A 23,563-nucleotide genomic window follows, 5' to 3' on the forward strand; every position below is an offset into this window, starting at 1 on the left:
CGCACGGTTGTCCCGATTGGTGTTAATGGATCGTCAGGGCAGCAAGGCCAGCAGCGCGGCGCTCACGCGCACCGGCAGCGTGAGCAGGATCTGCCCCATGCCCTTGCCGAGCGGGTCGTTGCGCAGAGACGCCATGCCGCCGCCGCCCAGCGCCTCCTCGCAGACGAAGTTGAAGGCGTCGATGCCCGGCACCTCGTAGCGCGTGACGCGGCCCTTCACGAGGTGCGCGAGCCATTCGGCCACGCGCGCTTCGGTGAGCTGCGCGCGCAGGAGCGGCAGCAGGACGGGGTGGCGCGCGATGACGCCGATGTTCGAGGTGTCGCCCTTGTCGCCGCTGCGGGCCCAGGCGAGGCGGAGGAGGGGCACTTCGATGGTGTCGGGGGCCTCGGGTGCCGCTTCGAGTTGCGTGGTGCTGGCGGGTCGTTGCAGGGGCGCGTCGACGACAGCGGGTGCGAGCGTAAGCGGCACATCGATGCGCTGCCCATCGACGGTCACGCTGGCTGTGACCTGCGACTTGTCCAGCAGGAAGGCGTACTGACGGATCGACGGCGACACGGAAGCTCGCCCGCCGCCCGCGCCCGTGGTGCCTGGAGACCACGAAGTGCCGGCCGGCGCCACCTCGCGCGCGAAGAGCTCGAGCGCCTCCTTGCGCGGATGCGTCACCGCGAGCCGCAGCACCACCTCGCGCGTCTGCAGGGCCTGCGCGTTCGCATGCGGGCCGTAGCAGGACTCGGCGCCCAGCGTTTCGATATGCGTGGCGCTGTAGGCGCCGAAGCCGGACTGCGCGAAGAGCTCGCCGGTGCGCGCGAGGATCGCCTCGCCCGTGCGCCGCGCCTTCGCGGCCGCATCGAAGCCCACGATGGTGAGCTGCGCCGCGGTCTTGAAGCCATCGACATACGTGGCGCTGACCTTGTAGCTCGCGGTCGGCGCACGGCCGCGCGCGCCCTGCACGCGCACGCGGTGTTCGCCGGCCTGTTCGATGCGCACCTGCGTGAAGTCGGCCGTCACATCGGGCAGCAGGTAAGCGGCAGGGTCGCCGATCTCGTAGAGCATCTGTTCGCCCACTACCGCGGGCGTGAGCTTGCCGCCGGTGCCCGCGGGTTTGGTGACGACGAAGCTGCCATCGGCACTGCACTCGACGAAGGGGTAGCCGATGTGCGGCCAGTCGGGCACGGTCTCCCAGTCGGTGTGCAGGCCGCCGGTGGCCTGGCAGCCGCACTCGATGATGTGGCCCGCGAGGCTGCCCGCGGCGAGCAGGTCGTGGTCGCCGGGCTGCCACTTGAACTCATGCATCAGCACGCCGAGCGTGACCGCAGAGTCGACGCAGCGGCCGGTGATGACCACCTGCGCGCCCGCATCGAGCGCCGCCTGGATGGGCCGCGCGCCGAGGTAGGCGTTGGCGGTGAGCACGCGTTCGGGCAGCGCCGTACCGCTCTGCAGTTCGCGCACGGGCGGCTGGGCCTGGCGCAGTTGCGGCAGCAGCGCGGACACGTCGTCGCCGCTCACGACGGCGATCTTCAGTTCGACGCCTTGCTCCTTGGCGAGTGCGGCCAATGCGTCGGCGCAGCCTTGCGGATTCACGCCACCCGCGTTGCTCACGACGCGAATGCCTTGTTTCACGACGTCCTTGAGCACCGACTTCATCGCGATCGAAACAAAGTCGGTCGCGTAGCCGAGCTCCGGCTTCTTGAGCCGCGCACCCGCGAGGATCGACATGGTGAGTTCGGCGAGGTAGTCGAACACGAGGTAGTCGATCTGCCCGCTGGCCACCAGTTGCGGCGCACCCACGCTGCTGTCGCCCCAGAAGCCCGAGGCGCCGCCGATGCGGACGATGCGTTCGCTGCTGCCTCTGCTGCTGGCTTTGCTGTTGCTCATCGGCCGCTCCATTGCGGCTTGCGCTTCTCGCGAAAGGCGAACTGGCCTTCGGCCGCGTCTTCGGTGAGCGCGAAGAGGCCGATCTGGCTTTCGGTGAAGGCCATCGATTCCTCGAAGGCCATCGCCTGGATCTTCTTCATCGTGTAGAGGCCGCGGCGGATGGCGGCGGGCGACTTGTCGAGCATCCGGCCGAGCAGCCACTCGACGCCCTCGTCCACGTCGTCGCTCACGCGGTTGATCAATCCATGCGCGAGCGCCTCTGCGGCGGTGATGGGTTCGCCGGTGATGCACATCTCGGCGAGCACGCGGCGCGGCAGCAGGCCGTCGAGCACGCTGAGCACTTGCGCGGGGAAGAGGCCGACCTTCACCTCGGGCAGGCCGAACACGGCACTGCTGCTGGCCACCGCCATGTCGCACATCGCCATGATCCCCATGCCGCCCGCCATGCACGCGCCGTTGACGCGCGCGATGAGCGGCACGGTCGACTGGCGTGCCTGGCGAAAGAGGTTGGCAAAGCCCTGGTAGGGCTGCGCGTAGTCGAACTTGAAGGCGGTGCCGCTCTGCAGGTCGGCGCCCGCGCAGAAGGCGCGCGTGCCGGCGCCGGTGATGACGACGGCGCGCACCGCGGGGTCGGCGTTGGCGCGCGCGAGGGCCTTGGACAGGCGCGCGAGCACGGCGGCGTTGATCGCGTTGCGCCGGTCCTCGCGGTCGATGGTGAGCCACATCACGGGCCCGCGCATCGCTTCGCGCAGTTCGACGGTGGGAGGGGTTTCGGCCATGGCGCTGGGTTCCTTCGGTGTCTGGCGTGCTGCCCGTAGCGTGACGCGAAAAAAAAGCCGCATCGTGCGGCTTGTGGCTGAAGCGGCCCGGGTTTTCCCTGAAAGGGCCCGGCCGCCTCGCTGCTTCTGTGAGCTTCGGTTTACTTCAGCAGGCCTTCGGCCTTCATCGCTTCCTGCACGGCCGGACGGGCCGCCACGCGCGCATGCCAGGCCTGCACGTTGGGGAAGGCCGAGATGTCCACGCCGGTGGGCTTGGTCCAGTTGGTCACGGTGAAGAGGTATCCGTCGGCCACGCTGAATTGCTCGCCCATCAGGTACTGCTTGTCGGCGAGCTGGCTGTCGAGCCATTCGTAGCGCGACTTGAGCTTGTCCTTGAAGATGGTCTTGGCTTCCTCGGGCATGTTCGGGTTGAACAGCGGGCTGTAGCCCTTGTGGATCTCGGTGCCGATGAAAGTGAGCCACTCCTGCAGGCGGTAGCGCTGCAGCGTGCCGGCGGCCGGCGCGAGGTTCTTGGTGGGGGCGAGGTCGGCGATGTATTGCAGGATGGCCGGGCCTTCGCGCAGGCGCGTGCCGTCGTCCAGTTCGAGCATCGGCACGTAGCCCAGCGGGTTGATGCCGTAGTAGTCGGTGCCGTCCTGCAGCTTGTGGCTCTTGGTGCTGGCCATCACGGGTTCGAAGGCAAGGCCGGCCTCGTGCAGCGCGATGTGGGGCGAGAGGGAACAGGCACCGGGCGAGTAATACAGCTTCATGCGAAATGACTCCAATGGAAATCGAGGTTGGATCTTTGTGATCTTTGTACGGAACCGAGGCGCATGCTAGCGGGTTTGGACAGCGGGGCTGGCGGCGTCGCGTTTTTGTCCTACGGCCGCTTGGGGCCGGTGACTATCGGTTCGATGCGGCGCGCTTTCTAAGCTCCCGGCACGGTGGGCGAGGCCTGCTGCAAGGAGTTTCGGATGTTGAAGTACGCGATCATTTTTGCGGTCATTTCCCTCGTGGCCGGCCTGCTCGGCTTCGGCGGCGTGGCGGCGGGCGCGGCCGGTATCGCCAAGCTGTTGTTCGGCCTGTTCCTCGTGTTGGCCGTGCTGTTCGTGGTGCTCGCCGCCCTCGGTGTAGGCGCGGTGAAGAAGGCGCTGGACTGATGCAGCGTCCGAAGACGAAGTGGCCGCAGGCGCGGTCGCTCGACATGCTGTTGCAGAGCCCCGCGCACCGTGTGCTGCGGGTGCTGCTCGTGACGCAGACGCATTGGCAATTGCCTGAACACCGCTCTCGGCGACGACGGGCCTGAAGAAACTCCCCATGCACATTTCCCACATCAACGCGCAACTCGACTACGAGGTGACGGCGCCCGCGCACATGCTGCTCAACATCGAGGCCGCACGCGCCGGCGCGCAGGCTGTGGTGGAGGAGACCTTGACCATCGAGCCGCCCACCGAGATGCAGGTGTTCTGCGACGAGGGCAGCGGCAATCGCTTCATCCGCTTCGACGCGAAGCCGGGGCCGCTGAAGATCGGCTACAGGGCGACGGTGCAGCGTTCGCACGTCCATGTGCCGCCGGATTTGCGCGAGGTGCCGGTCAGCGAAGTGCCCGACGAGGTGCTGCACTACATGATGCCCACGCGCTATTGCGAGTCGGACCTGATGTCGCGTTGCGCGCAGCAGCTCTTCGGCGAGCTGCCGCCGGGCATCGGCCGCGTGCAGGCGATCGTCGACTGGATCCACGAAAGCATCACCTACGAACCGGGCAGCAGCGACTCGACCACCACGGCGCGCGAAGTGTTCGTGGAACGCGCGGGCGTGTGCCGCGACTTCGCGCATCTGGGCATCACCTTCTGCCGCGCGCTCAACATTCCGGCGCGGCTGGTAGTGGGCTATGTGTGGTTCGACGAGCCGCCGCAGGATTTCCACGCCGTGTTCGAAGCCTGGCTCGGCGGGCAGTGGGTGCTGTTCGACGCAACGCGCATGGCGCCCGTCGACCGGCTGGTGCGCGTGGGCACGGGGCGCGACGCGAAGGACGTGGCCTTCTGCACGATCTTCGGCGCGGTGCGCATGACGGACAAGAAGCTCGTGGTGCGGGAACTGCAGGATGAAAGCGTCGCACCGCCTGCCGCGCCGGCTCCGAGCGGCACGCTGGTCGGCATCGAAAAGCCGGTTCCGGTGACGCAACTGGTGGAAACCACCGGCTGACAACGATAGTTTGCTATTAATTATATAGCAAACTATTCAGCAACCACGGGCCGGCGCGGGCGGTTTGGCATTGCCCTCTAGCTTGCCCACACAACAGGCGCAAGACGGTATCGCCGATTAAAATCGGTGCCCCCTTTGCGCAGCGCACGCGTCTTAAGTAGTGCGCCCCTCTTTCAAATGCTGTACCCCGAAGAATTCGATGTGATCGTCGTCGGCGGTGGCCATGCCGGCACCGAAGCCGCGCTCGCCGCCGCGCGCATGGGCGCCAAGACGCTGCTGCTCTCCCACAACATCGAGACGCTGGGGCAGATGAGCTGCAACCCGTCGATCGGCGGCATCGGCAAGGGGCACCTCGTGAAAGAGGTGGATGCGCTCGGCGGCGCGATGGCGATTGCCACCGACGAAGCGGGCATCCAATTTCGCATTCTCAATTCGAGCAAGGGGCCGGCCGTGCGCGCCACCCGCGCCCAGGCCGACCGAGTGCTGTACAAGGCCGCGATCCGCCACCGCCTGGAAAACCAGCCGAACCTGAGCCTGTTCCAGCAAGCGGTCGACGACCTGATGGTGGAGGGCGATCGCGTGGTCGGCGCCGTCACGCAGGTGGGCATCGCTTTCCGCGCGCGCACTGTGGTGCTGACCGCGGGCACATTCCTCGATGGCCGCATCCATGTGGGCCTGGACAACTACCAGGCTGGACGTGCGGGCGATCCGCCGGCGATCAGCCTGTCGGCGCGCCTGAAGGAACTGAAGCTGCCGCAAGGGCGCCTGAAGACCGGCACGCCGCCGCGCCTGGATGGCCGCAGCATCGACTTTTCGAAGTGCACCGAACAGCCCGGCGACGGCATGCCCGGTGGGGCAGGGCCGATGCCGGTGTTCAGCTTCATGGGCCGCGCCGACATGCATCCGCGCCAGATGGCCTGCTGGATCACGCACACCAATGCGCGCACGCACGACATCATCCGTTCCGGCTTCGACCGCAGCCCGATGTTCACCGGGAAGATCGACGGCGTCGGCCCGCGTTATTGCCCGAGCGTCGAAGACAAGATCAATCGCTTCGCCGACAAGGAAAGCCACCAGATCTTTCTCGAGCCCGAAGGCCTGACGACCAACGAGTACTACCCGAACGGAATTTCGACCAGCCTGCCGTTCGACATCCAATACCAGCTGGTGCGCTCGATGCCGGGGCTGGAGAACGCGCACATCCTGCGGCCGGGCTACGCGATCGAGTACGACTACTTCGACCCGCGCGAACTCAAGAGCAGCTTCGAGACCCGTTCAGTCAAGGGCCTGTTCTTTGCCGGGCAGATCAATGGAACGACTGGCTACGAAGAAGCGGCCGCTCAAGGGCTGTTCGCTGGCATCAACGCCGCATTGCAATGCCGTGGCGAAGACGCTTGGCTGCCGCGCCGCGACGAAGCGTACCTGGGTGTGCTGGTCGACGACCTGATCACCAAGGGCGTGACCGAGCCGTACCGCATGTTCACCAGCCGCGCGGAGTTCCGCCTGCAACTGCGCGAGGACAACGCAGACATGCGCCTGACCGAAGCAGGGCGCAAGCTGGGCTTGGTGGACGACGCGCGCTGGGATGCTTTCAGCCGAAAGCGCGATGCTGTTTCACGTGAAACAGAGCGCCTCAAGTCGATCTGGGTGAACCCGCGCAACCTGCCGGCCGCGGAGTCGGAGCGGGTGTTGGGCAAGGCCATTGAGCACGAATACAACCTCGCCGACCTGCTGCGCCGGCCCGATGTGAACTACCAAACGCTGATGTCTCTGGACGGCGGGAAGTACAGCACCAGCTCGGCATTGAGCGAAACCGAGATCGAGCAGATCGAGATTTCAGCCAAGTACTCCGGCTACATCGAGCGCCAGCACGACGAAGTCGAGCGCGCCGCGCATTTCGAGAACCTGCGTTTGCCCGCCGACTTCGACTACGGGCAGGTCAAGGCCCTGAGCTTCGAAGTGCGCCAGAAGCTGGACAAGCACAGGCCCGAAACGCTGGGACTGGCGTCGCGTATCTCCGGTGTGACGCCTGCTGCCATCTCGCTCTTGATGATCCATTTGCGCAAGGGCGGGCACAAAGCCTTCGCCCGCGACGCCGCGACGGAAGCAGCCACCGAGCCGCAGTCTGCAGAATGAGCGCGCCCATCGATACGCTGCGCGAAGGCGCGGTAGCGCTCGGCGTTCACCTGTCTGATCGGCAAGCGGAGCAACTGCTGGCCTACGGCACGCTGATGCTCAAGTGGAACAAGGTCTACAACCTGACGGCGGTGCGCGATCCGGCCGGTGTGATGACGCATCACCTGCTCGACAGCCTGGCGGTCATCGCACCGCTGCAGCGGCAATATCCGGAGCAGGGCAGGCTGCTCGACGTGGGTTCAGGCGCCGGCCTGCCGGGCGTGATCATCGCGATCATGCGCCCGGAGATCGAGGTGAGCTGCCTGGATGCCGTGGCCAAGAAGGCTGCCTTTGTTCAACAGGTGGCTGTTGAATTGGAATTGCCCAATCTCCGCGGCCTGCATGCCCGGGTCGAATTGCTGGAAGGCAGCTACAACGTCATCAGCTCACGAGCCTTCGCTTCGCTGCCGGATTTCTTCAATGGCTCGAAGCATTTGCTGGCGGCGGATGGCGTCTGGCTCGCCATGAAGGGCAAGACGCCCAGCGATGAACTCGCCGTTCTGCCTCCGGAAGTGGCTGTGTTTCACGTGGAACAACTGACGGTTCCGGGCCTCGATGCCGAGCGTTGCATCGTCTGGGCGCGCAAAGAGGCGGTCTGATTCCGTAAAAGATGCGGTGCCGCCGGCAAATGCGGGCGCTCGAACGGCCCTCCGCGCGCCGGCCTCGCTTAGACTCGACGCCTCCCCTTGGCTCTCTTCTTCGAGGCAAATTCCATGTTTGGCATCGCTGACTACGGCGCGTTTGTCGCCGCCATCATCCTGTTCCTCCTGATTCCCGGTCCGGGCAATCTGGCGCTGATCACCTCGACCAGCAAAGGCGGAATTCGCGGTGGATTGGCAGCGACTTCGGGCGTGATCCTCGGCGACCAATGCCTGATGTGGGCCGCAGTGGCGGGCGTTTCGGCTGTTCTGGCGGCGTATCCGACGGCATTCAAGGCGGTTCAGTGGTTGGGCGCCGCCTACTTGGCATGGCTCGGCATAAAGATGCTGCTCGCCAAGCCCGGCTCGGCACCGATCCTCAACATCAAGCCCAGCCACTTTCTGCGCCAAGCCTTCACGATCACCTTGCTGAACCCGAAGGCCATCGTGTTCTACATGGCCTTCTTCCCGCTGTTCGTCGACCCGACCCGTCACCAGGGGCTGGTCACCTTCGGTGCGATGGCGGTGACGATCGCGGCGCTGACCTTCCTCTACGGCCTGACCTCGACGCTGCTCACGCATTTTCTTGCCGAGCGCATCCGTGCCAATCGCCGCATTTCCGGCACGCTCGAGAAGCTGGCCGGCGTTTTCCTGATCGCCTTCGGCGTCAAGCTCGCGATCTCGCGCTGATCGATTCCCAGAACTGACATGGCCAAGATTTTCTGCATTGCCAACCAAAAGGGCGGCGTCGGCAAGACCACCACCACCGTCAATCTCGCCGCCGGCCTGGCCAAGGTGGGGCAGCGGGTGCTGATGATCGACCTTGATCCGCAGGGCAATGCGACCATGGGTTCGGGCATCGACAAGCGCGAGCTGGAGTTGACCGTGTACGACGTGCTGCTCGAATCGGCCTCCGTTGCCGAAGCGCGCGTCCAGTCGGACAAGTTGATCGAAGGCGGTTGCAGCTACGACGTGCTGGGCGCCAATCGCGAACTGGCCGGCGCCGAAGTGGAAATGGTGGCGCTCGACCGCCGCGAAAAGCGCCTCCGCACTGCGCTGGCCGCCGTTGGCGCCGAATACGACTTCGTGCTGATCGACTGCCCGCCGAGCCTGAGCCTGCTCACGCTCAATGGCCTGTGCGCCGCCCATGGCGTGATCGTGCCGATGCAGTGCGAGTATTTCGCGCTCGAAGGGCTGACCGACTTGGTCAACACCATCAAGCAGGTGCACGCCAACCTCAACAAGAACCTGCAGATCATCGGCCTCTTGCGCGTGATGTTCGATCCGCGCATCACGCTTCAACAGCAGGTGAGCGAGCAGCTCAAGTCCCACTTCGGCGACAAGGTGTTCGACACCGTGATCCCGCGCAATGTGCGGTTGGCCGAAGCGCCGAGCTACGGCCTGCCGGGCGTGGTGTTCGATCCAGCCGCCCGGGGCAGCCAGGCGTTCATTGCCTTCGCGCAGGAGTTGGTCGAGAAGCTGCCGCCTGCGAGCGCTTTCGCCTCGGGTGCCGTCGCGCCGCCGATCTCACCGGTCGAGCGCATCGCGCCGGACCTGGCCATTCCCGAGGACGTGCTGGCGCCCGCGCCCGCCTCCGATTCGACCCCCGAAAAAAGCCTCTGACGCCTGCCCCGAATCGGCATGGCGCTATCAAGTTCGTAGCAAATGACAGTTTCCCGCATCCTGCTGTTGCCGGGTTGGCAGAACAGCGGCCCCGGCCATTGGCAGACCCTCTGGGAGTCGCTCTACGGCGATCGCCGCGTCGACCAGCATGAATGGATGCGTCCGTTGCGCGGCGACTGGTCCGCGCGGCTCGAGGAAGAAGTGCTGGCCGCCCCCGGTCCGGTGGCCTTTGCCGCGCACAGCCTTGGCTGCATCCTCATCGCCGCCTGGGCTGCGCATTCGCGCAACACGCACAAGGTGCGCGGTGCATTGCTGGTGGCGCCGGGCGATCTGGAGCGCGACGATCTTCGGCAATTGATTCCCGGCTGGGCACCGATCGTGCGCCAGACGCTTCCGTTTCCCTCGGTGCTGATCGCCGCGAACGACGACCCATATTGCGAGGCTTCGCGCTCCCGACAACTGGCCCGCGACTGGGGCGCGCGCTTCGTCGACGCCGGCAAGGGCGGCCATCTGAACGCCGAATCCGGCCTGGGCGACTGGCCCGAAGGCCGGCAACTCCTGAACGACATTTCGAAAGACAAGAACTGATGGCGACCAAGAAACCCAAGGGCCTCGGCCGCGGACTCGAAGCGCTGCTCGGCCCGACGGCCGCGCCTGCCGCCGATCACAACGGCGCCGGCACCGAAGAGGGCGGTGCGCCGCCCAATCCGACGACGCTGATGCTCGATCAGATGGTGGCCGGCGTCTACCAGCCGCGCACGCGCATGGACGAGGGCGCGCTCTACGAGCTGGCCGAGAGCATCAAGGTGCAGGGCATCATGCAGCCGATCCTGGTGCGCCGGCTCGATGCCGAATCGGCGGCCGTCAAGCACGCCGAATACGAAATCATCGCGGGCGAACGGCGCTTCCGCGCCGCCAAGCTCGCGGGCTTGGACAGCGTGCCGGTGCTGGTGCGCGACGTGCCCAACGAAGCCGCGGCGGCCATGTCGCTGATCGAGAACATCCAGCGCGAAGACCTGAACCCGCTCGAAGAGGCCCAAGGCCTGCAACGCCTGGTCGCCGAGTTTGGGCTCACTCACGAAATGGCGGCGCAGGCGGTGGGCCGCTCGCGCAGCGCGGCCAGCAACCTGCTGCGCCTGCTGAACCTGGCCGAACCCGCGCAGCTGATGCTGATGGCCGGTGACATCGACATGGGCCACGCCCGCGCGCTGCTCTCGCTGGACCGCGGCACGCAGATCACCGCGGCCAACCAGATCGCCGCCAGGAAGATGTCGGTGCGCGAGGCCGAGGCGCTGGTCAAGAAGCTCGCGGCCGAGTTCACCCTGACGCCATCCCGCCGCGGCAACGCCGGCGAGAAATCGCGCGACCTGCAGCGCGTGGAAGAAGAGCTGGCCGACCTGCTCACCGCCGAGGTCGAGGTGCGCATCAAGAAGCGCACGAAACGCGGCGAAAGCGGCGAGCTCGCGATCCATTTCGGCTCCATCGAAGCGCTCAATGGATTGATCGATCGCATCCGCCGAACGGCCTAGTTTTGAAATCGGCATGGGGCATTCGTTTGATTGATTCCTGTAATCCTTTGCGCGTATCCTCGACCGCTGGTTTTTTCCAACCCCAGATCTGATAACAGAGGGAGTCCCTGTCATGACGTTCACCAAGTTCCCGCTCGCGGCCATTGCCGTGGGCGCTCTTCTCCTCACCGGCTGCGCGGCCACCGACATGCAGATGGGCAGCCAGTCGGCCAAGACCATGGCCACGGGCAGCGCCGCCGGTTCGTCCACCGCCGGCGAAAGCAGCCAGCTCGAGCGCTGCGAATCGCCGCTCGGCACGGTGTCGCTGATCGAGAACCAGAGCGCGGGCTGGTACACCATCCTCACCGGCGAATACCGCCTGCCGCCTACTGCAAATCTGTTGCGTTTGCTGGTGCAGCAGTCGAACTGCTTCATCGTGGTCGAGCGCGGCGCGGCCGGCATGAACGCGATGACGCGCGAGCGCGCGCTGCAGCAGTCGGGTGAAATGCGCGGCGGCAGCAACTTCGGCCGCGGCCAGATGGTCGCCTCCGACTACGGCCTGTCGCCCGAAATCGTGTTCAGCAACAGCGATGCCGGCGGCATCGGCGGCGCGCTGGGCGGCCTCGTGGGCGGTGGCCGTGGCCGCGCGCTCGCAGCCATCGGCGGCAGCATGCAGACCAAGGAAGCCAGCGCGCTGCTGACCCTCATCGACAACCGCTCGGGCGTGCAGGTCGCGGCCTCCGAAGGCAGCGCCTCCAAGACCGATTTCGGCGCCTTCGGCGGCCTGGCCGGCCGCAGCGGCGCCGGTGGCCTCGGTGGCTACACCAACACGGCACAGGGCAAGGTGATTGCCGCCGCATTCATGGACGCCTTCAACCAGATGGTTCGGTCGCTGCGCAACTACAAGGCGCAGACCGTGCGCGGCCAGGGCCTCGGCGGTGGTGGCCGGCTCGGCGTGGACGGCGGCGCTGCGCCGTCGCAGACCTACGTGCCGCCGGAACAGGCACCGGCACGCCGCCGCAAGTAAGAACCGCAGGCCTTCGGGCCACGAAAAAGCCCGGCGCTCTCGCGAGCCGCCGGGCTTTTTCATGTGTGACGCAGATGAATCAGAGGCTGAAGATCTTGCCCGGATTCATGATGTTCTTCGGATCGAGCGCGCGCTTGATCGTGCGCATCATGTCGATCGCGCCGACACCCGCCTCGGTCACCAGGAAGTCCATCTTGTGCAGCCCCACGCCGTGCTCGCCGGTGCAGGTGCCTTCGAGTGCCAGCGCGCGGGTCACGAGCTTGTGGTTGAGCGCTTCGGCCTTCACGCGCTCTTCGGGCACGTTCGGGTCCAGCAGATAGCCGAAGTGGAAATTGCCGTCGCCCACGTGGCCGACGAGGAAGTAGGGGATTCCGCTTGCGTCGGCCTCGGCCACCGAGTCGAGCAGGCAATCGGCCAGGCGCGAGATCGGCACGCAGGTGTCGGTCGAAATCACGCGGCAGCCCGGGCGCGACTGCACCGCCGCGAAGTAGCTGTTGTGCCGCGCGGTCCACAGGCGCGTGCGTTCTTCCGGCGTGCTGGCCCATTCGAAGGCATTGCCGCCATGGCCGCTCGCGAGTTCCTGCACCGTCTCGGCCTGTTCCTTCACGCCTGCGGGCGAGCCGTGGAATTCCATCAGCAGCATCGGCTCTTCGCGCAGGCGGAGCTTGGCGTAGGCGTTCACCATGCGCACCGTGTTCACGTCGATCAGTTCCACACGCGCGATCGGCACGCCCAGCTGGATCGTCTCGATGGTGGTGCGCACCGCCGCCTCGATGCTCGGGAACGAGCAGATCGCGGCCGACACGGCTTCGGGCAGCGGATAGATGCGCAGCGTGACCTCGGTGACCACGCCCAGCGTGCCTTCGCTGCCCACCATGAGGCGCGTGAGGTCGTAGCCCGCGGACGACTTCTTCGCGCGCGTGCCGGTGCGGATGACCTCGCCCGCGGCCGTCACCACTTCGAGCGCCAGCACGTTCTCGCGCATCGTGCCGTAGCGCACCGCGTTCGTGCCGCTCGCGCGCGTGGCCGTCATGCCGCCGATGGAGGCGTCCGCGCCCGGGTCGATGGGGAAGAACAGGCCCGTGCTCTTGATCTCCTCGTTGAGCTGCTTGCGCGTGACGCCCGGCTGCACCGTCACCGTGAGGTCGTCGGCGTTGATCGACAGCACCTTGTTCATGCGCGAGACATCGATGCTGATGCCGCCCTGCACCGCCAGCAGGTGGCCTTCGAGCGAGGAGCCGACGCCGAAGGGGATGACCGGCACGCTGTGCTCGCTCGCGAGCTTGACGGCATCGGCCACGTCCTGCGTGCTTTCGGCGAACACCACGGCCGAGGGCGGCGGCGCGTCGAACGACGATTCGTCGCGCCCGTGCTGCGTGCGTACCGCCATCGCCGTGGAACAGTTGGCGCCGAAGCGCGCCTTCAGGCCGTCGATCAGACTGGCGGGCACGTCGCGCAGATGAAGCGCCGGCATCAGGTGCGAGGTTTGGGTGGGGGCGTTCATCGGACTTCTCCAGAGGGGACGATGGGGCAGGGGGCGGGGCGTCGCGGTCATTTTACGGAGCGAGCACCATAATGCGCTTCGGAAAAAATGATGAACCCCACGACCCTCAGCGCCCTCGCGGCCTTCCCCTCGCAACTGGAGGCCCACTACGCGGCCATTCCCGAGGCTTTCAGGCATTGGGCGCCGCCCTCGTGGGAGGGCGTGCCCAGCGAGGCCTTCACCGCCATCGAGCAGCTGTGCCATGTGCGCGACATCGAGGTCGAGGGGTACCACGTGCGCTTTCGCCGCACGCTCACGGAGAACCGCCCGACGCTGGCCTCGATCGACAGCGAGCCGCTCGCCATCGCGCGCAACTACGGCGCCGCTGACGCCAAGCAGGTGCTGGCCGATTTCCGCCTCGCGCGCGTGCAGACGATGGAGATCGTGTCGAGCCTGACCGACGCGCAACTGGCGCGCACGGCCGTCTTCGAGGGCTACGGCCCGCTCACCATGCGCAGCCTCGTCCACTACCTCTGCAGCCACGACCAGCAGCATCTGGCGGGCCTGCAATGGCTGGCCGGCAAGATCGACGCATCGACCGTCCCCGCATAAACAGGAGTGCGCCCATGGGCAACCGACTTTCCCAGATCGCCACCCGCACCGGCGACGACGGCACCACGGGCCTGGGCGACAACACCCGCGTGCCCAAGGACCATCTGCGCGTGCACGCGATGGGCGATGTGGACGAGCTCAACTCGCAGATCGGCGTGCTGCTCTGCGAGCCCATGCCCGAGGCCGTGCGCGATTTGCTGGTCGATGTGCAGCACCAGCTCTTCAACCTCGGCGGCGAGCTCTCGATGCCCGGTTTCACGCTGCTCAAGCCCGAGGCGCTGCTGCAACTGGACAACGCCCTGGCCGACCACAACGCCGCCTTGCCGCGCCTGGCCGAATTCATCCTGCCGGCCGGCACGCGCGCCGCCTCGCTCGCGCACGTGTGCCGCACGGTGGCGCGACGGGCCGAGCGCGCGGTGGTGGCGCTCGGTGCCACCGCGGCACTCAACGACGCATTGCGCCAGTACCTCAACCGGCTCAGCGATTTGCTCTTCGTGCTCGCGCGCGTGCTCAACCGCATGGACGGTGGCGATGACGTTTATTGGAAGAGCGAGCGCATGGCCCGCGCGGCAGCCGCCGATGCCGCCGACGATGAAGGAAGCCCGTCATGAAAATGCCCACGCATACCCTTGCGCTTGCAGCAGCGTTCCTCCTGCTGCCAACTGTGGCCGTCCACGCGCAGAGCGCCGACAACCCACCCAAGGCACAGCGCGCCCACACGCTCAAGGCACCGCCACGCGACAGCACGGTGGTGAGCAGCGTGCAGCGCGGCACCAATGCAGCAGGCCGCGGCATCGACCGCGCCGACAGCGCCACGCGGCGCGGCGTCAACAACGTGTCGGCTCGCGCGAGCCGGCCGGTGCGCAACGTGGGCGAGGCCTTCGGGCGCAAGCTCGCGCCGGGCTCCAGCGGGCGTGCGGCGCCGCCGCCTGTGGGGCCGCAGGGCAACTCGCCCTGATCGACTGAGGCTCTGTTCAGGGCGGCGATCACGCCGACGGTGGGCCCTGTTTCGCGAATGTCCCCCGGCTTCGCCTCCTCCTTGATTTCGCGAAACAGGGCCCACCGCCGGCGCGATCTTTCAAAGCACTTGTTGATTGGCCCGCACAAGCAGAGCGCTCTGTGTGCGCAGGGCATCGGGTGCTCCCCGCAGCGAAATCAAGGAGGGGGGCGAAGCCCGGGGGACATTCGCGGAGGGGAGTACCCGGTGGCCTGCGCACGCGCCCTGAACACGAACGCAACACGACAACCATGGCAAGAAACATAGAGATCAAGGCCCGCATCGACAGCGTGGAACGCGTGGCACTCATCGCCGCAACGCTCGCCGACTCAGGCCCCGTCGACATCGCGCAGGACGACACTTTCTTCCGCTGCGAGAACGGCGCCGATCGCCTCAAGCTGCGCACCTTCGCGCCCGACCGCGCCGAGCTGATCTTCTATCGCCGCGCCAACAGCAGCGGCCCGAAGGAATCGTTCTACCTGATCACGCCGACCACCACGCCCGATGCACTGCGCGAATCGCTCACGCTCGCCTGGGGTCAGGCGGGTCGCGTGCGCAAGCAGCGAAGGTTGTTCCTCGTGGGCCGCACGCGCGTGCACCTGGATCGCGTCGAAGGGCTCGGCGAATTTCTCGAACTCGAAGTGGTGCTGAAAGAGGGCGAGTCCGCCGAGGCCGGCGTGGCCGAGGCGCATGCGCTCATGGCGCAGCTTGGCATCGGCACCGACCAACTGGTGCAGGGCGCCTACGTCGACCTGCTGCAGGCCGCCGCCTGAGCCTCAGCGCCAGCCCGCGGCCTTGAGCTGGTCCGCGAGCAGCTGGGCGACCTTCGCGTAGCCCTGCGCATTGGCGTGGATGCGGTCCGAGCGCAGCGACGCGTCCGACAGCACGCTCGAATACACATTCGCAACGAGCAGCGCCTGCCCCGACTTCGCGACCTCTTCATAGAACGGCGCATCGCTGAGCGAGCCGACGGCCGCGCGCATCGCATCGGGCGCAGGCGTGGCCAGCAGCGCGACATGCGGCGTGTGCTCGCGCGCCTGGTTCACGAGGGCTGCGATGTTGTTGCGCGTGGCCGAAGCCGACACGCCGCGCAGCATGTCGTTGCCGCCGATGCCGATCAACACCGCGTCGTAACTGCCCGCCGCTAGCAGGGCCGGCAAGCGCTCCAATGCGCCGGCCGAGGTGTCGCCGTTGACGCCCGCGTTCTCGATCTGCCAGCCGGTCAGCTCGCCCAGTTTCACGGGCCACGACGCATCGGGCGGCGCGCCGTAGCCGAAGGTGAGGCTGTCGCCGATGGCCAGCACATGCGCATCGGGTTTGAGCGCTGCAGCGGAGGGCTTGCGCTTGCCGCAGGCTGCCAAGGCGGTCAGAGCGGCCGTGGCCGGCACGCCGCACATCAGGTGGAGGAGGTGTCGTCGCTTCATGGAGCGCGCAGCTTAAACGCGGGGCGTGCGCCCGCGGGCGATTGCCCCTTTTTGCCCCTTTGATTGATCCTTTGTCCTCCCGGAGAGCAGGCAGCGCGCGGCTAGTTCAGGTGCGCCTTGCGCAACGCCGCCCGCATCTTCTTCTGCAGGGCGGGCCCGCCTTTCTCGAGCGCCACCGCGGGCGCCGCGCTCTCCTTGGTGACCGGCGCGTGCCTGCGCCCCCAGGCGCCGATCTGCGTCACCACCGGCAGCAGGTCGATGCCCATCGGCGTGAGGCTGTAGATGGCCTTCTGCTTGTGGGTCGGATCGTCGGTCTTGCTGAGCAGGCCGTAGTCGACGAGCTTGCCCAGGCGCTCGGTCAGGATGTTCGAGGAGATGCCTTCCTCGGACTGCAGGAACTCCCTGAAATGCCGCTTGCCGGCAAACATCATGTCGCGAACGATCAGCAGGCTCCAGCGGTCGCCGAAGACTTCGAGCGCGAGGTTGATCGGGCAGAGCGATTTCTGTGGAGTGGCCATCGGGATTTCCGGCGTGCTTGAAAAACCGCTTGCATTTTCGCACCGGTTTTTGAATACTTCAAACCGATTGCATTTCAAGAGCAGTTTCTCGAACCGATCCCAAGGAGTGCCACCATGCGAAAGCTCATACTGCAGATGCAGATGTCCGTCGATGGTTACGTCTCGCCCGCCAACGGCAACCTCGACTGGCAGGTCTGGGGATGGGGCGACCGCTGGGCCTGGGACGACAAGCTGAAGGCTGACTTCAACAGCGTCTTCGAGGGCGTGGACACCCTCCTGCTGAGCCGCAAGATCGTGGAAGAGGGCTACCTCGACCACTGGGGCCGCGCGGCGAAAAAATATCCGGCCAACCCGCAGTTCGCCTTCGCGCAGAAGGTGGTCGATGCGCAGAAGGTGGTGCTCACCGACAAGCTGAAGGCATCGCGCTGGGAGCGCACCGTCATCGCGCTGGGAGCGCACCGTCATCGCGCGCGGCGGCATGGCCGAGGAGGTGAATGCGCTCAAGCAGGAAGAGGGCAAGGACATCCTCGTCATCGGCGGTGTCGGCTTTGCGTCGTCGCTCGTGACCGAGGGGCTGGTCGACGAGTTCCAGTTCTTCGTGAACCCCATGGCCGTGGGCGGCGGCCGCTCGGTGTTTCACGACCAGCGCGAGGGGCACGCGCTGCGCTTGCTCGGGTCGGTCGGCTACGAATGCGGCGTGGTGGTCAACCGCTACGCCCCGCGGTGAAGGACAACGCGCCGCGCCGATACCAGCGCTTACCTGATTTCACCTGACCGCGACCTCACGTGCGCCGGGCAGACACAACCGCGGCCCACAATGGACTCGTCATCAACATGAAGGAGTTCCAGATGATCATCAATTCAAAGCGCATGGCCGTCGCCGCTACGGCGCTCGCGATGTGCATGGCCGCAGGAAGCGCCTTCGCGCAAGACCGCCGCTTCGACGGACGGCCCGGCGACGGGCGTCCCGGCATGGAGCAACGGCACGACGATCGCAACTTCGATCGCCGCGGTCCGAACCGCGACTACCGCGGCAACCAGGACTTCCGCGACGGCCGCCAGTTCGATCGTCGCGGCTTCCCGCAGCCGCATGCCGAATGGCGCCGCGGTGGCCGCGTGCCGGCCGAGTACCGTGGCCGCAACTACGTGGTGAACGACTACCGCGCCTATCGCCTCCAGGCACCGCCGCGCGGTTACCAGTGGGTCGGCGTGGGTGGTGACTACGTGCTCGCCGCGATTGCCACCGGCCTGATCGCGCAGATCATCGCGGGCCAGTAAACAGTCGCCCCCGGCCGCATGCGAAACCGCCACAGGTCACTGTGGCGGTTTTTTATTTGGGGGATGCTTGTCAGGCCAGCGCGGTGGAGGCCGATTGGGCGCACACGTTGCGCCCGGTGATGGTCAGGCGCAGGCCCCCACCGTGCCATTCGAGCCAGTTGAGGCTCACATACGCTTCGATGTCGTTGTCGTCGATGCGGTCGGCCTGGCGGCTCTGCAGGAGCTCCACCGTGGCGGGCAGTGCCCGTTTCAACCGCTCTCGTCGCTCCGCTGCATCGGCCGCCTTTTGGGCGGCCCTGGTTTGCTGTTGCTGCTGCTGCGGGGTCGATGCCATTGCTGATCCGTTCCGGAAGCCAAGGAATTAACCCGAATGTACGCCCCTTGTGTGAAGCCGTACGCTTTCTTTTGACCCCCGTCGTTCTGGCAGTGCCCGCCGCGCAACAGCGCCCGGAACCACCCTCGCGGCGGGGCTAGATTTCGTAGTGCGAGCCCTTCGCTTCATCGCCCAGCGCCTTCTCGACGATGGCCCGCGTGAGGGTCGGCGCGAACGACTCGATGAAGGCGTAGACGTACTTGCGCAGGTAGTTGCCGCGGCGCACCGCGAGCTTGGTGAGGTTAATGCCGAACAGGCGCCCCGCATCGATCGCGCGCAGCTGCGTGTCACGCTCCGCCTCATAGGCCACGCCGGCCACGATGCCCACGCCCAGCCCCAGGTGCACGTAGGTCTTGATCACGTCGGCGTCCATCGCGGCCAGCACGATGTTGGGCGCGAGCCCGCGCTGCTCGAAGGCCTCGTCGATGCGCGAACGGCCGGTGAAGCCCGTGTCGTAGGTGATCAGCGGATAGCGCGTGAGCGCCTCCAGCGACAGCGGCGCATCGAGCAGCGGATGCCCCGGCGGCACGATCACCGAATGCGTCCAGCGGTAGCAGGGCAGGGCGACCAGTTGCGGGTAGTCGCCCAGCGCCTCGGTGGCGATGCCCACGTCGGCCTCGCCGTCGATCAGCATCTGCGCGATCTGCTTGGGCGAGCCCTGGTGCAGGTGCAGTTTCACGTTCGGGAATTGCGTGCGAAATTCCTGCACGGCCACCGGCATCGCATAGCGCGCCTGCGAGTGCGTGGCCGCGATCGACAGCAGCCCGCTTTGCTGCGCGACGAACTCCTGCCCCGCGTGCCGCAGGTTGCTGCTCTCCAGCAGCATGCGCTCGATGATCGGCAGCACGTGTCCGCCCGGCTCGGTGAGGCCCGTGAGCCGCTTGCCGGCGCGCACGAAGAGCTCGATGCCAAGCTCCTCCTCGAGTTCGCGGATCTGCCGGCTCACGCCGGGCTGCGAGGTGTGAAGGGTGTGAGCGACTTCGGTCAGGTTGAAGCCGCAACGAACGGCCTCGCGTACCGAGCGCAGTTGTTGGAAGTTCATCTGGCGCCGAGGTGTCATCAGGACCCCGGAGTGGGGACCGACCGGCGATTCTCTGCACAAGTGCTTATGCAGGGAACGATGCGTTTGTTGGTTCCACATGAGCAAAACATCTTTACGGTGTGACGTTTGCCTCGCGTTTGTAATTTCGCACGACTGTGCTAAAGTCCGCCGCATGGACGCCAAGACCCAGAAAAGCGAACTCACCCGCGCCGCCATCGTCGGCGCGGCGATGGACCTCGCGCTGGCCGAAGGCCTGGAAGCAATCTCGCTGCAGGTCATCGCGAGCCGCCTGGGGCTCTCCAAGAGCGGCGTGTTTTCTCGCGTGGGCTCGCGCGAGGCGCTGCAGAAGGCGGTCATCGAGGAGTACGGCCGCGGCTTCCTGGCCGACGTGTTCGTGCCGGCCATGCAGAAGCCCAAGGGCCTTGCGCGCCTGAACGACATCGTGGCCCGCTGGATCACCCGCACCCGCGACGTCGAGGCCCAGACCGGTTGCCTCTACGTGGCCGGCGCCTTCGAGTTCGACGACCGTGAAGGGGAACTGCGCGACGTGCTCCTGGAAGAGATCACGCGCTGGCGCGCCGCCTTGCGACGCACCGTGACGCTCGCCATCGAGGCCGGCGAACTCAAGGCCGACACCGAACCCGCGCAGCTGGTCAGCGAGATCAACGGAATCATGATGAACCAGCTGCACGACGCGCGTTTCCTGCGCGATCCCCATACCGCCGACCGGGCCGCGCAGACCTGGCAGCGGCTCCTTTCCAGCTACCTCGCCTGAGCCATCGGACAGGTGGATTCGTTCCGTCCTTCTTTGTCAGAATTTCGCACAGTCGTGCGATAAAATAGGAGAAGCAGCCATGCTGATCATCGCCCTTTGCCTTGCCATCTACGCCGTCGCCCTCGGCGTCGAAGCCGCCCGCGACACGCTGCGCAGCCTGCCCCGCAGCAACCAGGACTGGGTCTGGTACTGAGTCGACCGAACCACCGAAGACCCCCGCACATGACGAGCACCCCCGCCCCCACGAACTACTACGGCGCCAGCCGCCTGATGCGCGCGATGCGCTTCGGCCTGGGCGCGTCGCAGCGCCTCTGGCCCGCGCTGGGCGTGCGCGCGGCCTACCGCGTGTTCGGCACGCCGCTGCCGCCCAAGTGGCTGTACCGCGGGCAGCACCCCGGCGCCGACTGGCACCACGAGGCCTGGTCCTTCGAGGACGCGAGCGTCGGCATCTACCACCTGGCGTCGCAGGACTCGGCGGCGGAATCGGCGCCAGTCGTGCTGCTGGTGCACGGCTGGGGTGGGCATGCGGGCCAGTTGCTGCCGCTCGCGCAGGCGGTGGCCGCGGCGGGCCTTCGGCCGGTGCTGCTCGAGCTGCCCGCCCATGGCCGCAGCGATGGCACGGCGACCAATGGCGCGCAGTTCGCGCGCGCCATCGACTACGTCACCGCCCGGCTCGCCGCCGACGGCCGGGCGCTGCGCGCCGTGGTCGCGCATTCGCTGGGCGCCAATGCGCTGGCCTACGCCGCGGGGCGCGGGCTGCCGGCCGAGCGCATCGTGCTGCTCGCGCCGCCCGCGTCACCGCGCGAATACACGCGCTACTTCGCGCACGCGTTCGGCTTGAGCGAGCAGACGCGCGCCGCGATGCAGCGGATGTTCGAGGCCCGTGAAGGCGTGCTGATGCCGCAGTTCGAACCCGCGCTGGCCGGCCCGCGCATCGCGCAGCCGACGCTGATCGTGCATGACCGCGAGGACCGCGTGAACCGCTTTGCCGATGCCGAGGCCTACCGCGATGCCATCCCTCGCGCGCAGCTCGTCGCCACGCAGGGCTGGGGCCACCGCCGCATCCTCAAGGAGGCGGAGGTGCTGGGCGAGGTGACGCGCTTTGTGGCGCAGGAGCAGGAGCGGCAGCAGCAGCCCTGAAGAAGGCCCTCACCAGGTCGGATGCACCGGCGTGAACACGGGCCTGAACAGGTGCCGCCGCACGATCTCGCCGTAGCCGCGGTAGTAGAAATTGCCGTTCGCCGCCAGCACCGCCGCGCGATGGCGCCGGAAGTACACCGGGATCTCGTACCACGGCATCGTCGGCGCGCGGTGGTGCACGTGGTGCAGGTTGTTGAAGAGGTACAGCAGCCCGAACACGACGTTCGACTCGACGATGGCCACGCGCTCGTGCGGCGTGTCGGCCCAGCGGTGCTCGGTGAAGGTGCGCAGCGAGCCCAGCATCATTCCCGGGTAGACGAAGTACAGCAGGTACTCGCCGATGCCCATGCCGCAGACCACGGTGACGAAGTACAGCACCGGTGCCACGCTCAGCGCATGCCAGCCCCAGGTCGGCAGCCGCGAGAAGTTGCCCGCGAGCACCTGCTGCGATTCAAAGCGCACCAGCTTCCACAGCCTCAGGAACGGCCCGAGCACCACGCGGAACGCGATCGTCTGGTTCGCCATGTAGATCCAGCGCCAGACCGGCCCATAGCCCGCCCACGCGGGCGCCGAGTGGTAGGCGCTCTCGTTGTCGCGCTCCGGGTGCGTCAGGTGGAAATTGACGTGGTGCGCGCTGTGCCCGCGGTTGTAGAACGGATACGGCAGCCACAGGTTCAGCGGCGGCCACACCACCGCATGGCGCAGCCACCGGGGCAGGTGTCGCATCGCGTGGATGCTCTCGTGCTGCAGCGAGAAATGCAGCTGCGCGAGAAAACCGCCCAAGAGGAACAGCGCCCAGCCCGGCAGCGCCGCGTGCCACCACAGCAGCGCCGCCCACGCAACGTAGAGCGCGGCGGCGAGCAGCAGCGTCGGCACTTCGTAGTGCCACCACCAATGCGTCCGGCGCATGCCGGACGGGGCGCGCGTCGGTGCGGTGGGCGGTTTGGCGGTCGGTGTCATGGGCGGGCGACTCAAAGGACTGCGATCCTAGGTATGAAGAAGCCGTTTGCATGCGCGCTTTTCGCATAAGCAAGGTCGCGAAATTTCGTTCCCGCGTCGGCCCGCGGCGGCCTACGCTTGGCGGCTTTGCTGCGCCGGTTCTCCCGCCCGTCTCCATGAATGCCCCTTTCCCCCGTCGTGCCGTGCTGTGGTGGGCGCTGTCGGCGTCCGCGCTGGCGGGTGTCTCCCAGGCCCACGCAGCGACTGTGGACGACTACCCGACGAAGACGATCCGCGTGGTCGTTCCCTATCCGGCCGGCGGCATCGCCGACAAGATCGCCCGCGAGGTCGCCGAGCAGCTGCAGCAGCGGCTCAGGCAGGCGGTGGTGGTCGAGAACCGCAGCGGCGCGGCCGGCAACATCGGCTTCGATTTCGTGGCGCGCCAGCCGGCCGACGGCTACACGCTGCTGCTCGCGCCCGCGTCCAACCTCACGGTGCAGCCCGCGCTCTTCAAGCAGCTGAGCTACGACCTCGCGCGCGACTTCACGCCGGTCTCGCTTCTGGTGCAGACGCCGCAGGTGCTGCTGGTGAACCCCAGGCTGCCCGTCGGCACGCCGCGGGAGTTGGCCGACTATTCGAAGAAGCATCCCGGCAAGGTCAACTACGGCATCAGCGTGGGCGCGTACTCGCACCTCGCGGGCGAACTCCTCAGGGCGCGGACCGGCGCCGACTTCACCGCCATTCCCTACCAGGGCAGCGCACCTGCCATCAACGACCTGCTCGCGGGGCAGACGCAGTTCATCTTCAACGAGGTGATCACGGCCATTCCCTTCATCAAGGCCGGCACGCTGAAGCCGCTGGCCGTGGCCTACCGCACGCGCGCGCCGTGGCTGCCCGACGTGCCCACGACCGCGGAGGCGGGCCTGCCCGACTTCGAAGTCACGTCTTGGTACGGCGTGGTCGTGCGCAGCGGCACACCGGCGCCGCTGGTGCAGCGCCTCTCGCGCGAGCTGCGCGCCATCGTGCAGTCGCCCGACTTCAGGAAGCGCTACGACGACCTCGGTGCCTTCACCGTGGGCAACACGCCCGAGGAGTTCGGCCGCTTCATCCAGAGCGAAACCGTCAGGTGGACGGCCGTCGTGAAACAGGCGGGCATCCTGCCGGACTGACATC

General features: G+C 67.0%; 27 protein-coding genes and 1 pseudogene. 19 read left to right on the forward strand and 9 right to left on the reverse strand.

The genetic code is table 11. The features are described from left to right. Positions 1 to 33: 33 nt before the first annotated feature. From JC881_RS09680 to gstA, 3 genes are all read right to left on the reverse strand, one after another. Entirely contained in the window at positions 34 to 1,875 is a 1,842-nt protein-coding gene (locus JC881_RS09680; protein ID WP_198785499.1) for an acyclic terpene utilization AtuA family protein, read from the reverse strand. Beyond that, a complete protein-coding gene (locus JC881_RS09685) occupies positions 1,872 to 2,654 on the reverse strand; it encodes an enoyl-CoA hydratase/isomerase family protein (protein ID WP_198785500.1) in 783 nt (260 codons plus the stop codon). The genes JC881_RS09680 and JC881_RS09685 overlap by 4 nt, the downstream gene beginning before the upstream one ends. Positions 2,655 to 2,794: 140 nt before the next feature. Beyond that, positions 2,795 to 3,403, reverse strand: a complete 609-nt coding sequence (gstA, locus tag JC881_RS09690; protein ID WP_198785501.1) for a glutathione transferase GstA — start codon at positions 3,401 to 3,403, stop codon at positions 2,795 to 2,797. Between the two features lie 204 nt (positions 3,404 to 3,607). On the opposite strand from gstA, the gene JC881_RS09695 reads away from it, so the two are divergent. The 9 genes from JC881_RS09695 (at position 3,608) to JC881_RS09740 (ending at position 11,809) form a co-directional block, all read left to right on the forward strand. Further along, positions 3,608 to 3,793, forward strand: a complete 186-nt coding sequence (locus JC881_RS09695) for a DUF1328 family protein (RefSeq protein ID WP_013538518.1) — start codon at positions 3,608 to 3,610, stop codon at positions 3,791 to 3,793. Between the two features lie 157 nt (positions 3,794 to 3,950). Further along, a complete protein-coding gene (locus tag JC881_RS09705; protein WP_198785503.1) occupies positions 3,951 to 4,838 on the forward strand; it encodes a transglutaminase-like domain-containing protein in 888 nt (295 codons plus the stop codon). A gap of 177 nt (positions 4,839 to 5,015) precedes the next feature. Further along, positions 5,016 to 6,974 carry a tRNA uridine-5-carboxymethylaminomethyl(34) synthesis enzyme MnmG gene (gene mnmG, locus JC881_RS09710; RefSeq protein ID WP_198785631.1) on the forward strand — a complete coding sequence of 653 codons (1,959 nt, stop codon included), beginning with the start codon at positions 5,016 to 5,018 and terminating at the stop codon, positions 6,972 to 6,974. Further along, positions 6,971 to 7,612 (forward strand): 16S rRNA (guanine(527)-N(7))-methyltransferase RsmG, encoded by a 642-nt coding sequence (gene rsmG, locus JC881_RS09715; protein WP_198785504.1) that lies wholly within the window; start codon positions 6,971 to 6,973, stop codon positions 7,610 to 7,612. The genes mnmG and rsmG overlap by 4 nt, the downstream gene beginning before the upstream one ends. Positions 7,613 to 7,726: 114 nt before the next feature. Next, complete coding sequence (locus JC881_RS09720) at positions 7,727 to 8,341, forward strand: LysE family transporter (RefSeq protein WP_198785505.1); 615 nt, start codon at positions 7,727 to 7,729, stop codon at positions 8,339 to 8,341. A gap of 18 nt (positions 8,342 to 8,359) precedes the next feature. Further along, complete coding sequence (locus tag JC881_RS09725) at positions 8,360 to 9,274, forward strand: ParA family protein (protein ID WP_198785506.1); 915 nt, start codon at positions 8,360 to 8,362, stop codon at positions 9,272 to 9,274. Between the two features lie 42 nt (positions 9,275 to 9,316). Next, positions 9,317 to 9,862, forward strand: coding sequence for an RBBP9/YdeN family alpha/beta hydrolase (locus JC881_RS09730; protein WP_198785507.1), 546 nt, complete (start codon positions 9,317 to 9,319; stop codon positions 9,860 to 9,862). After that, a complete protein-coding gene (locus JC881_RS09735; RefSeq protein ID WP_198785508.1) occupies positions 9,862 to 10,803 on the forward strand; it encodes a ParB/RepB/Spo0J family partition protein in 942 nt (313 codons plus the stop codon). The genes JC881_RS09730 and JC881_RS09735 overlap by 1 nt, the downstream gene beginning before the upstream one ends. 112 nt (positions 10,804 to 10,915) lie before the next feature. Then, positions 10,916 to 11,809 carry a CsgG/HfaB family protein gene (locus tag JC881_RS09740; RefSeq protein WP_093435603.1) on the forward strand — a complete coding sequence of 298 codons (894 nt, stop codon included), beginning with the start codon at positions 10,916 to 10,918 and terminating at the stop codon, positions 11,807 to 11,809. A 79-nt stretch (positions 11,810 to 11,888) separates the two neighbouring features. Here the strand turns inward: JC881_RS09740 and JC881_RS09745 are convergent, their stop codons facing one another. After that, positions 11,889 to 13,313: an FAD-binding oxidoreductase gene (locus JC881_RS09745; protein WP_198785509.1), complete on the reverse strand. Its 1,425-nt coding sequence runs from the start codon at positions 13,311 to 13,313 to the stop codon at positions 11,889 to 11,891. Between the two features lie 90 nt (positions 13,314 to 13,403). On the opposite strand from JC881_RS09745, the gene JC881_RS09750 reads away from it, so the two are divergent. The 4 genes from JC881_RS09750 to JC881_RS09765 all read left to right on the forward strand — a co-directional run bounded on the left by JC881_RS09750 (position 13,404) and on the right by JC881_RS09765 (position 15,674). Then, positions 13,404 to 13,904, forward strand: a complete 501-nt coding sequence (locus JC881_RS09750) for a DinB family protein (RefSeq protein WP_198785510.1) — start codon at positions 13,404 to 13,406, stop codon at positions 13,902 to 13,904. Between the two features lie 14 nt (positions 13,905 to 13,918). Beyond that, positions 13,919 to 14,515, forward strand: coding sequence for a cob(I)yrinic acid a,c-diamide adenosyltransferase (locus tag JC881_RS09755; protein WP_198785511.1), 597 nt, complete (start codon positions 13,919 to 13,921; stop codon positions 14,513 to 14,515). Continuing rightward, positions 14,512 to 14,862 carry a hypothetical protein gene (locus tag JC881_RS09760; protein ID WP_198785512.1) on the forward strand — a complete coding sequence of 117 codons (351 nt, stop codon included), beginning with the start codon at positions 14,512 to 14,514 and terminating at the stop codon, positions 14,860 to 14,862. Before JC881_RS09755 ends, JC881_RS09760 begins: the two co-directional genes overlap by 4 nt. 290 nt (positions 14,863 to 15,152) lie before the next feature. Continuing rightward, on the forward strand, positions 15,153 to 15,674 hold the full coding sequence (locus tag JC881_RS09765) for a class IV adenylate cyclase (RefSeq protein WP_198785513.1): 522 nt from the start codon (positions 15,153 to 15,155) through the stop codon (positions 15,672 to 15,674). 3 nt (positions 15,675 to 15,677) lie between these two features. On the opposite strand, the gene JC881_RS09770 is transcribed toward JC881_RS09765, so the two are convergent. Further along, positions 15,678 to 16,325 carry a GDSL-type esterase/lipase family protein gene (locus JC881_RS09770; protein ID WP_198785514.1) on the reverse strand — a complete coding sequence of 216 codons (648 nt, stop codon included), beginning with the start codon at positions 16,323 to 16,325 and terminating at the stop codon, positions 15,678 to 15,680. Between the two features lie 101 nt (positions 16,326 to 16,426). Next, entirely contained in the window at positions 16,427 to 16,843 is a 417-nt protein-coding gene (locus JC881_RS32790; protein ID WP_198785515.1) for a winged helix-turn-helix transcriptional regulator, read from the reverse strand. Between the two features lie 141 nt (positions 16,844 to 16,984). Here JC881_RS32790 and JC881_RS32795 point away from each other — a divergent pair. The 3 genes and pseudogenes from JC881_RS32795 to JC881_RS09785 all read left to right on the forward strand — a co-directional run. Further along, positions 16,985 to 17,203, forward strand: a pseudogene (locus tag JC881_RS32795) (dihydrofolate reductase family protein); the annotation flags it as partial. 118 nt (positions 17,204 to 17,321) lie between these two features. Further along, a complete protein-coding gene (locus JC881_RS32580) occupies positions 17,322 to 17,570 on the forward strand; it encodes a dihydrofolate reductase family protein (protein WP_269823154.1) in 249 nt (82 codons plus the stop codon). A gap of 122 nt (positions 17,571 to 17,692) precedes the next feature. After that, positions 17,693 to 18,121 carry an RcnB family protein gene (locus JC881_RS09785; protein ID WP_198785516.1) on the forward strand — a complete coding sequence of 143 codons (429 nt, stop codon included), beginning with the start codon at positions 17,693 to 17,695 and terminating at the stop codon, positions 18,119 to 18,121. Positions 18,122 to 18,191: 70 nt separating this feature from the next. Here JC881_RS09785 and JC881_RS09790 read toward each other — a convergent pair whose 3' ends face one another. After that, on the reverse strand, positions 18,192 to 18,374 hold the full coding sequence (locus tag JC881_RS09790) for a hypothetical protein (RefSeq protein WP_233101672.1): 183 nt from the start codon (positions 18,372 to 18,374) through the stop codon (positions 18,192 to 18,194). A 217-nt stretch (positions 18,375 to 18,591) separates the two neighbouring features. After that, the gene (locus JC881_RS09795) at positions 18,592 to 19,536 is read right to left on the reverse strand and encodes a CysB family HTH-type transcriptional regulator (RefSeq protein WP_198785518.1); all 945 of its coding nucleotides are present in this window, start codon (positions 19,534 to 19,536) and stop codon (positions 18,592 to 18,594) included. A 172-nt stretch (positions 19,537 to 19,708) separates the two neighbouring features. On the opposite strand from JC881_RS09795, the gene JC881_RS09800 reads away from it, so the two are divergent. After that, positions 19,709 to 20,311: a TetR/AcrR family transcriptional regulator gene (locus JC881_RS09800; RefSeq protein WP_198785519.1), complete on the forward strand. Its 603-nt coding sequence runs from the start codon at positions 19,709 to 19,711 to the stop codon at positions 20,309 to 20,311. Between the two features lie 222 nt (positions 20,312 to 20,533). After that, the gene (locus JC881_RS09805; protein WP_198785520.1) at positions 20,534 to 21,451 is read left to right on the forward strand and encodes an alpha/beta fold hydrolase; all 918 of its coding nucleotides are present in this window, start codon (positions 20,534 to 20,536) and stop codon (positions 21,449 to 21,451) included. A gap of 9 nt (positions 21,452 to 21,460) precedes the next feature. Here the strand turns inward: JC881_RS09805 and JC881_RS09810 are convergent, their stop codons facing one another. Continuing rightward, positions 21,461 to 22,411 (reverse strand): fatty acid desaturase, encoded by a 951-nt coding sequence (locus JC881_RS09810; protein ID WP_198785521.1) that lies wholly within the window; start codon positions 22,409 to 22,411, stop codon positions 21,461 to 21,463. A 155-nt stretch (positions 22,412 to 22,566) separates the two neighbouring features. Here JC881_RS09810 and JC881_RS09815 point away from each other — a divergent pair, with 155 nt between their 5' ends. Next, positions 22,567 to 23,559, forward strand: a complete 993-nt coding sequence (locus tag JC881_RS09815; protein ID WP_198785522.1) for a Bug family tripartite tricarboxylate transporter substrate binding protein — start codon at positions 22,567 to 22,569, stop codon at positions 23,557 to 23,559. Positions 23,560 to 23,563: the final 4 nt, after the last annotated feature.

The sequence above is a fragment of the Variovorax sp. IB41 genome (genome assembly GCF_016405905.1).
Taxonomy (GTDB): Bacteria; Pseudomonadota; Gammaproteobacteria; order Burkholderiales; family Burkholderiaceae_C; genus Variovorax.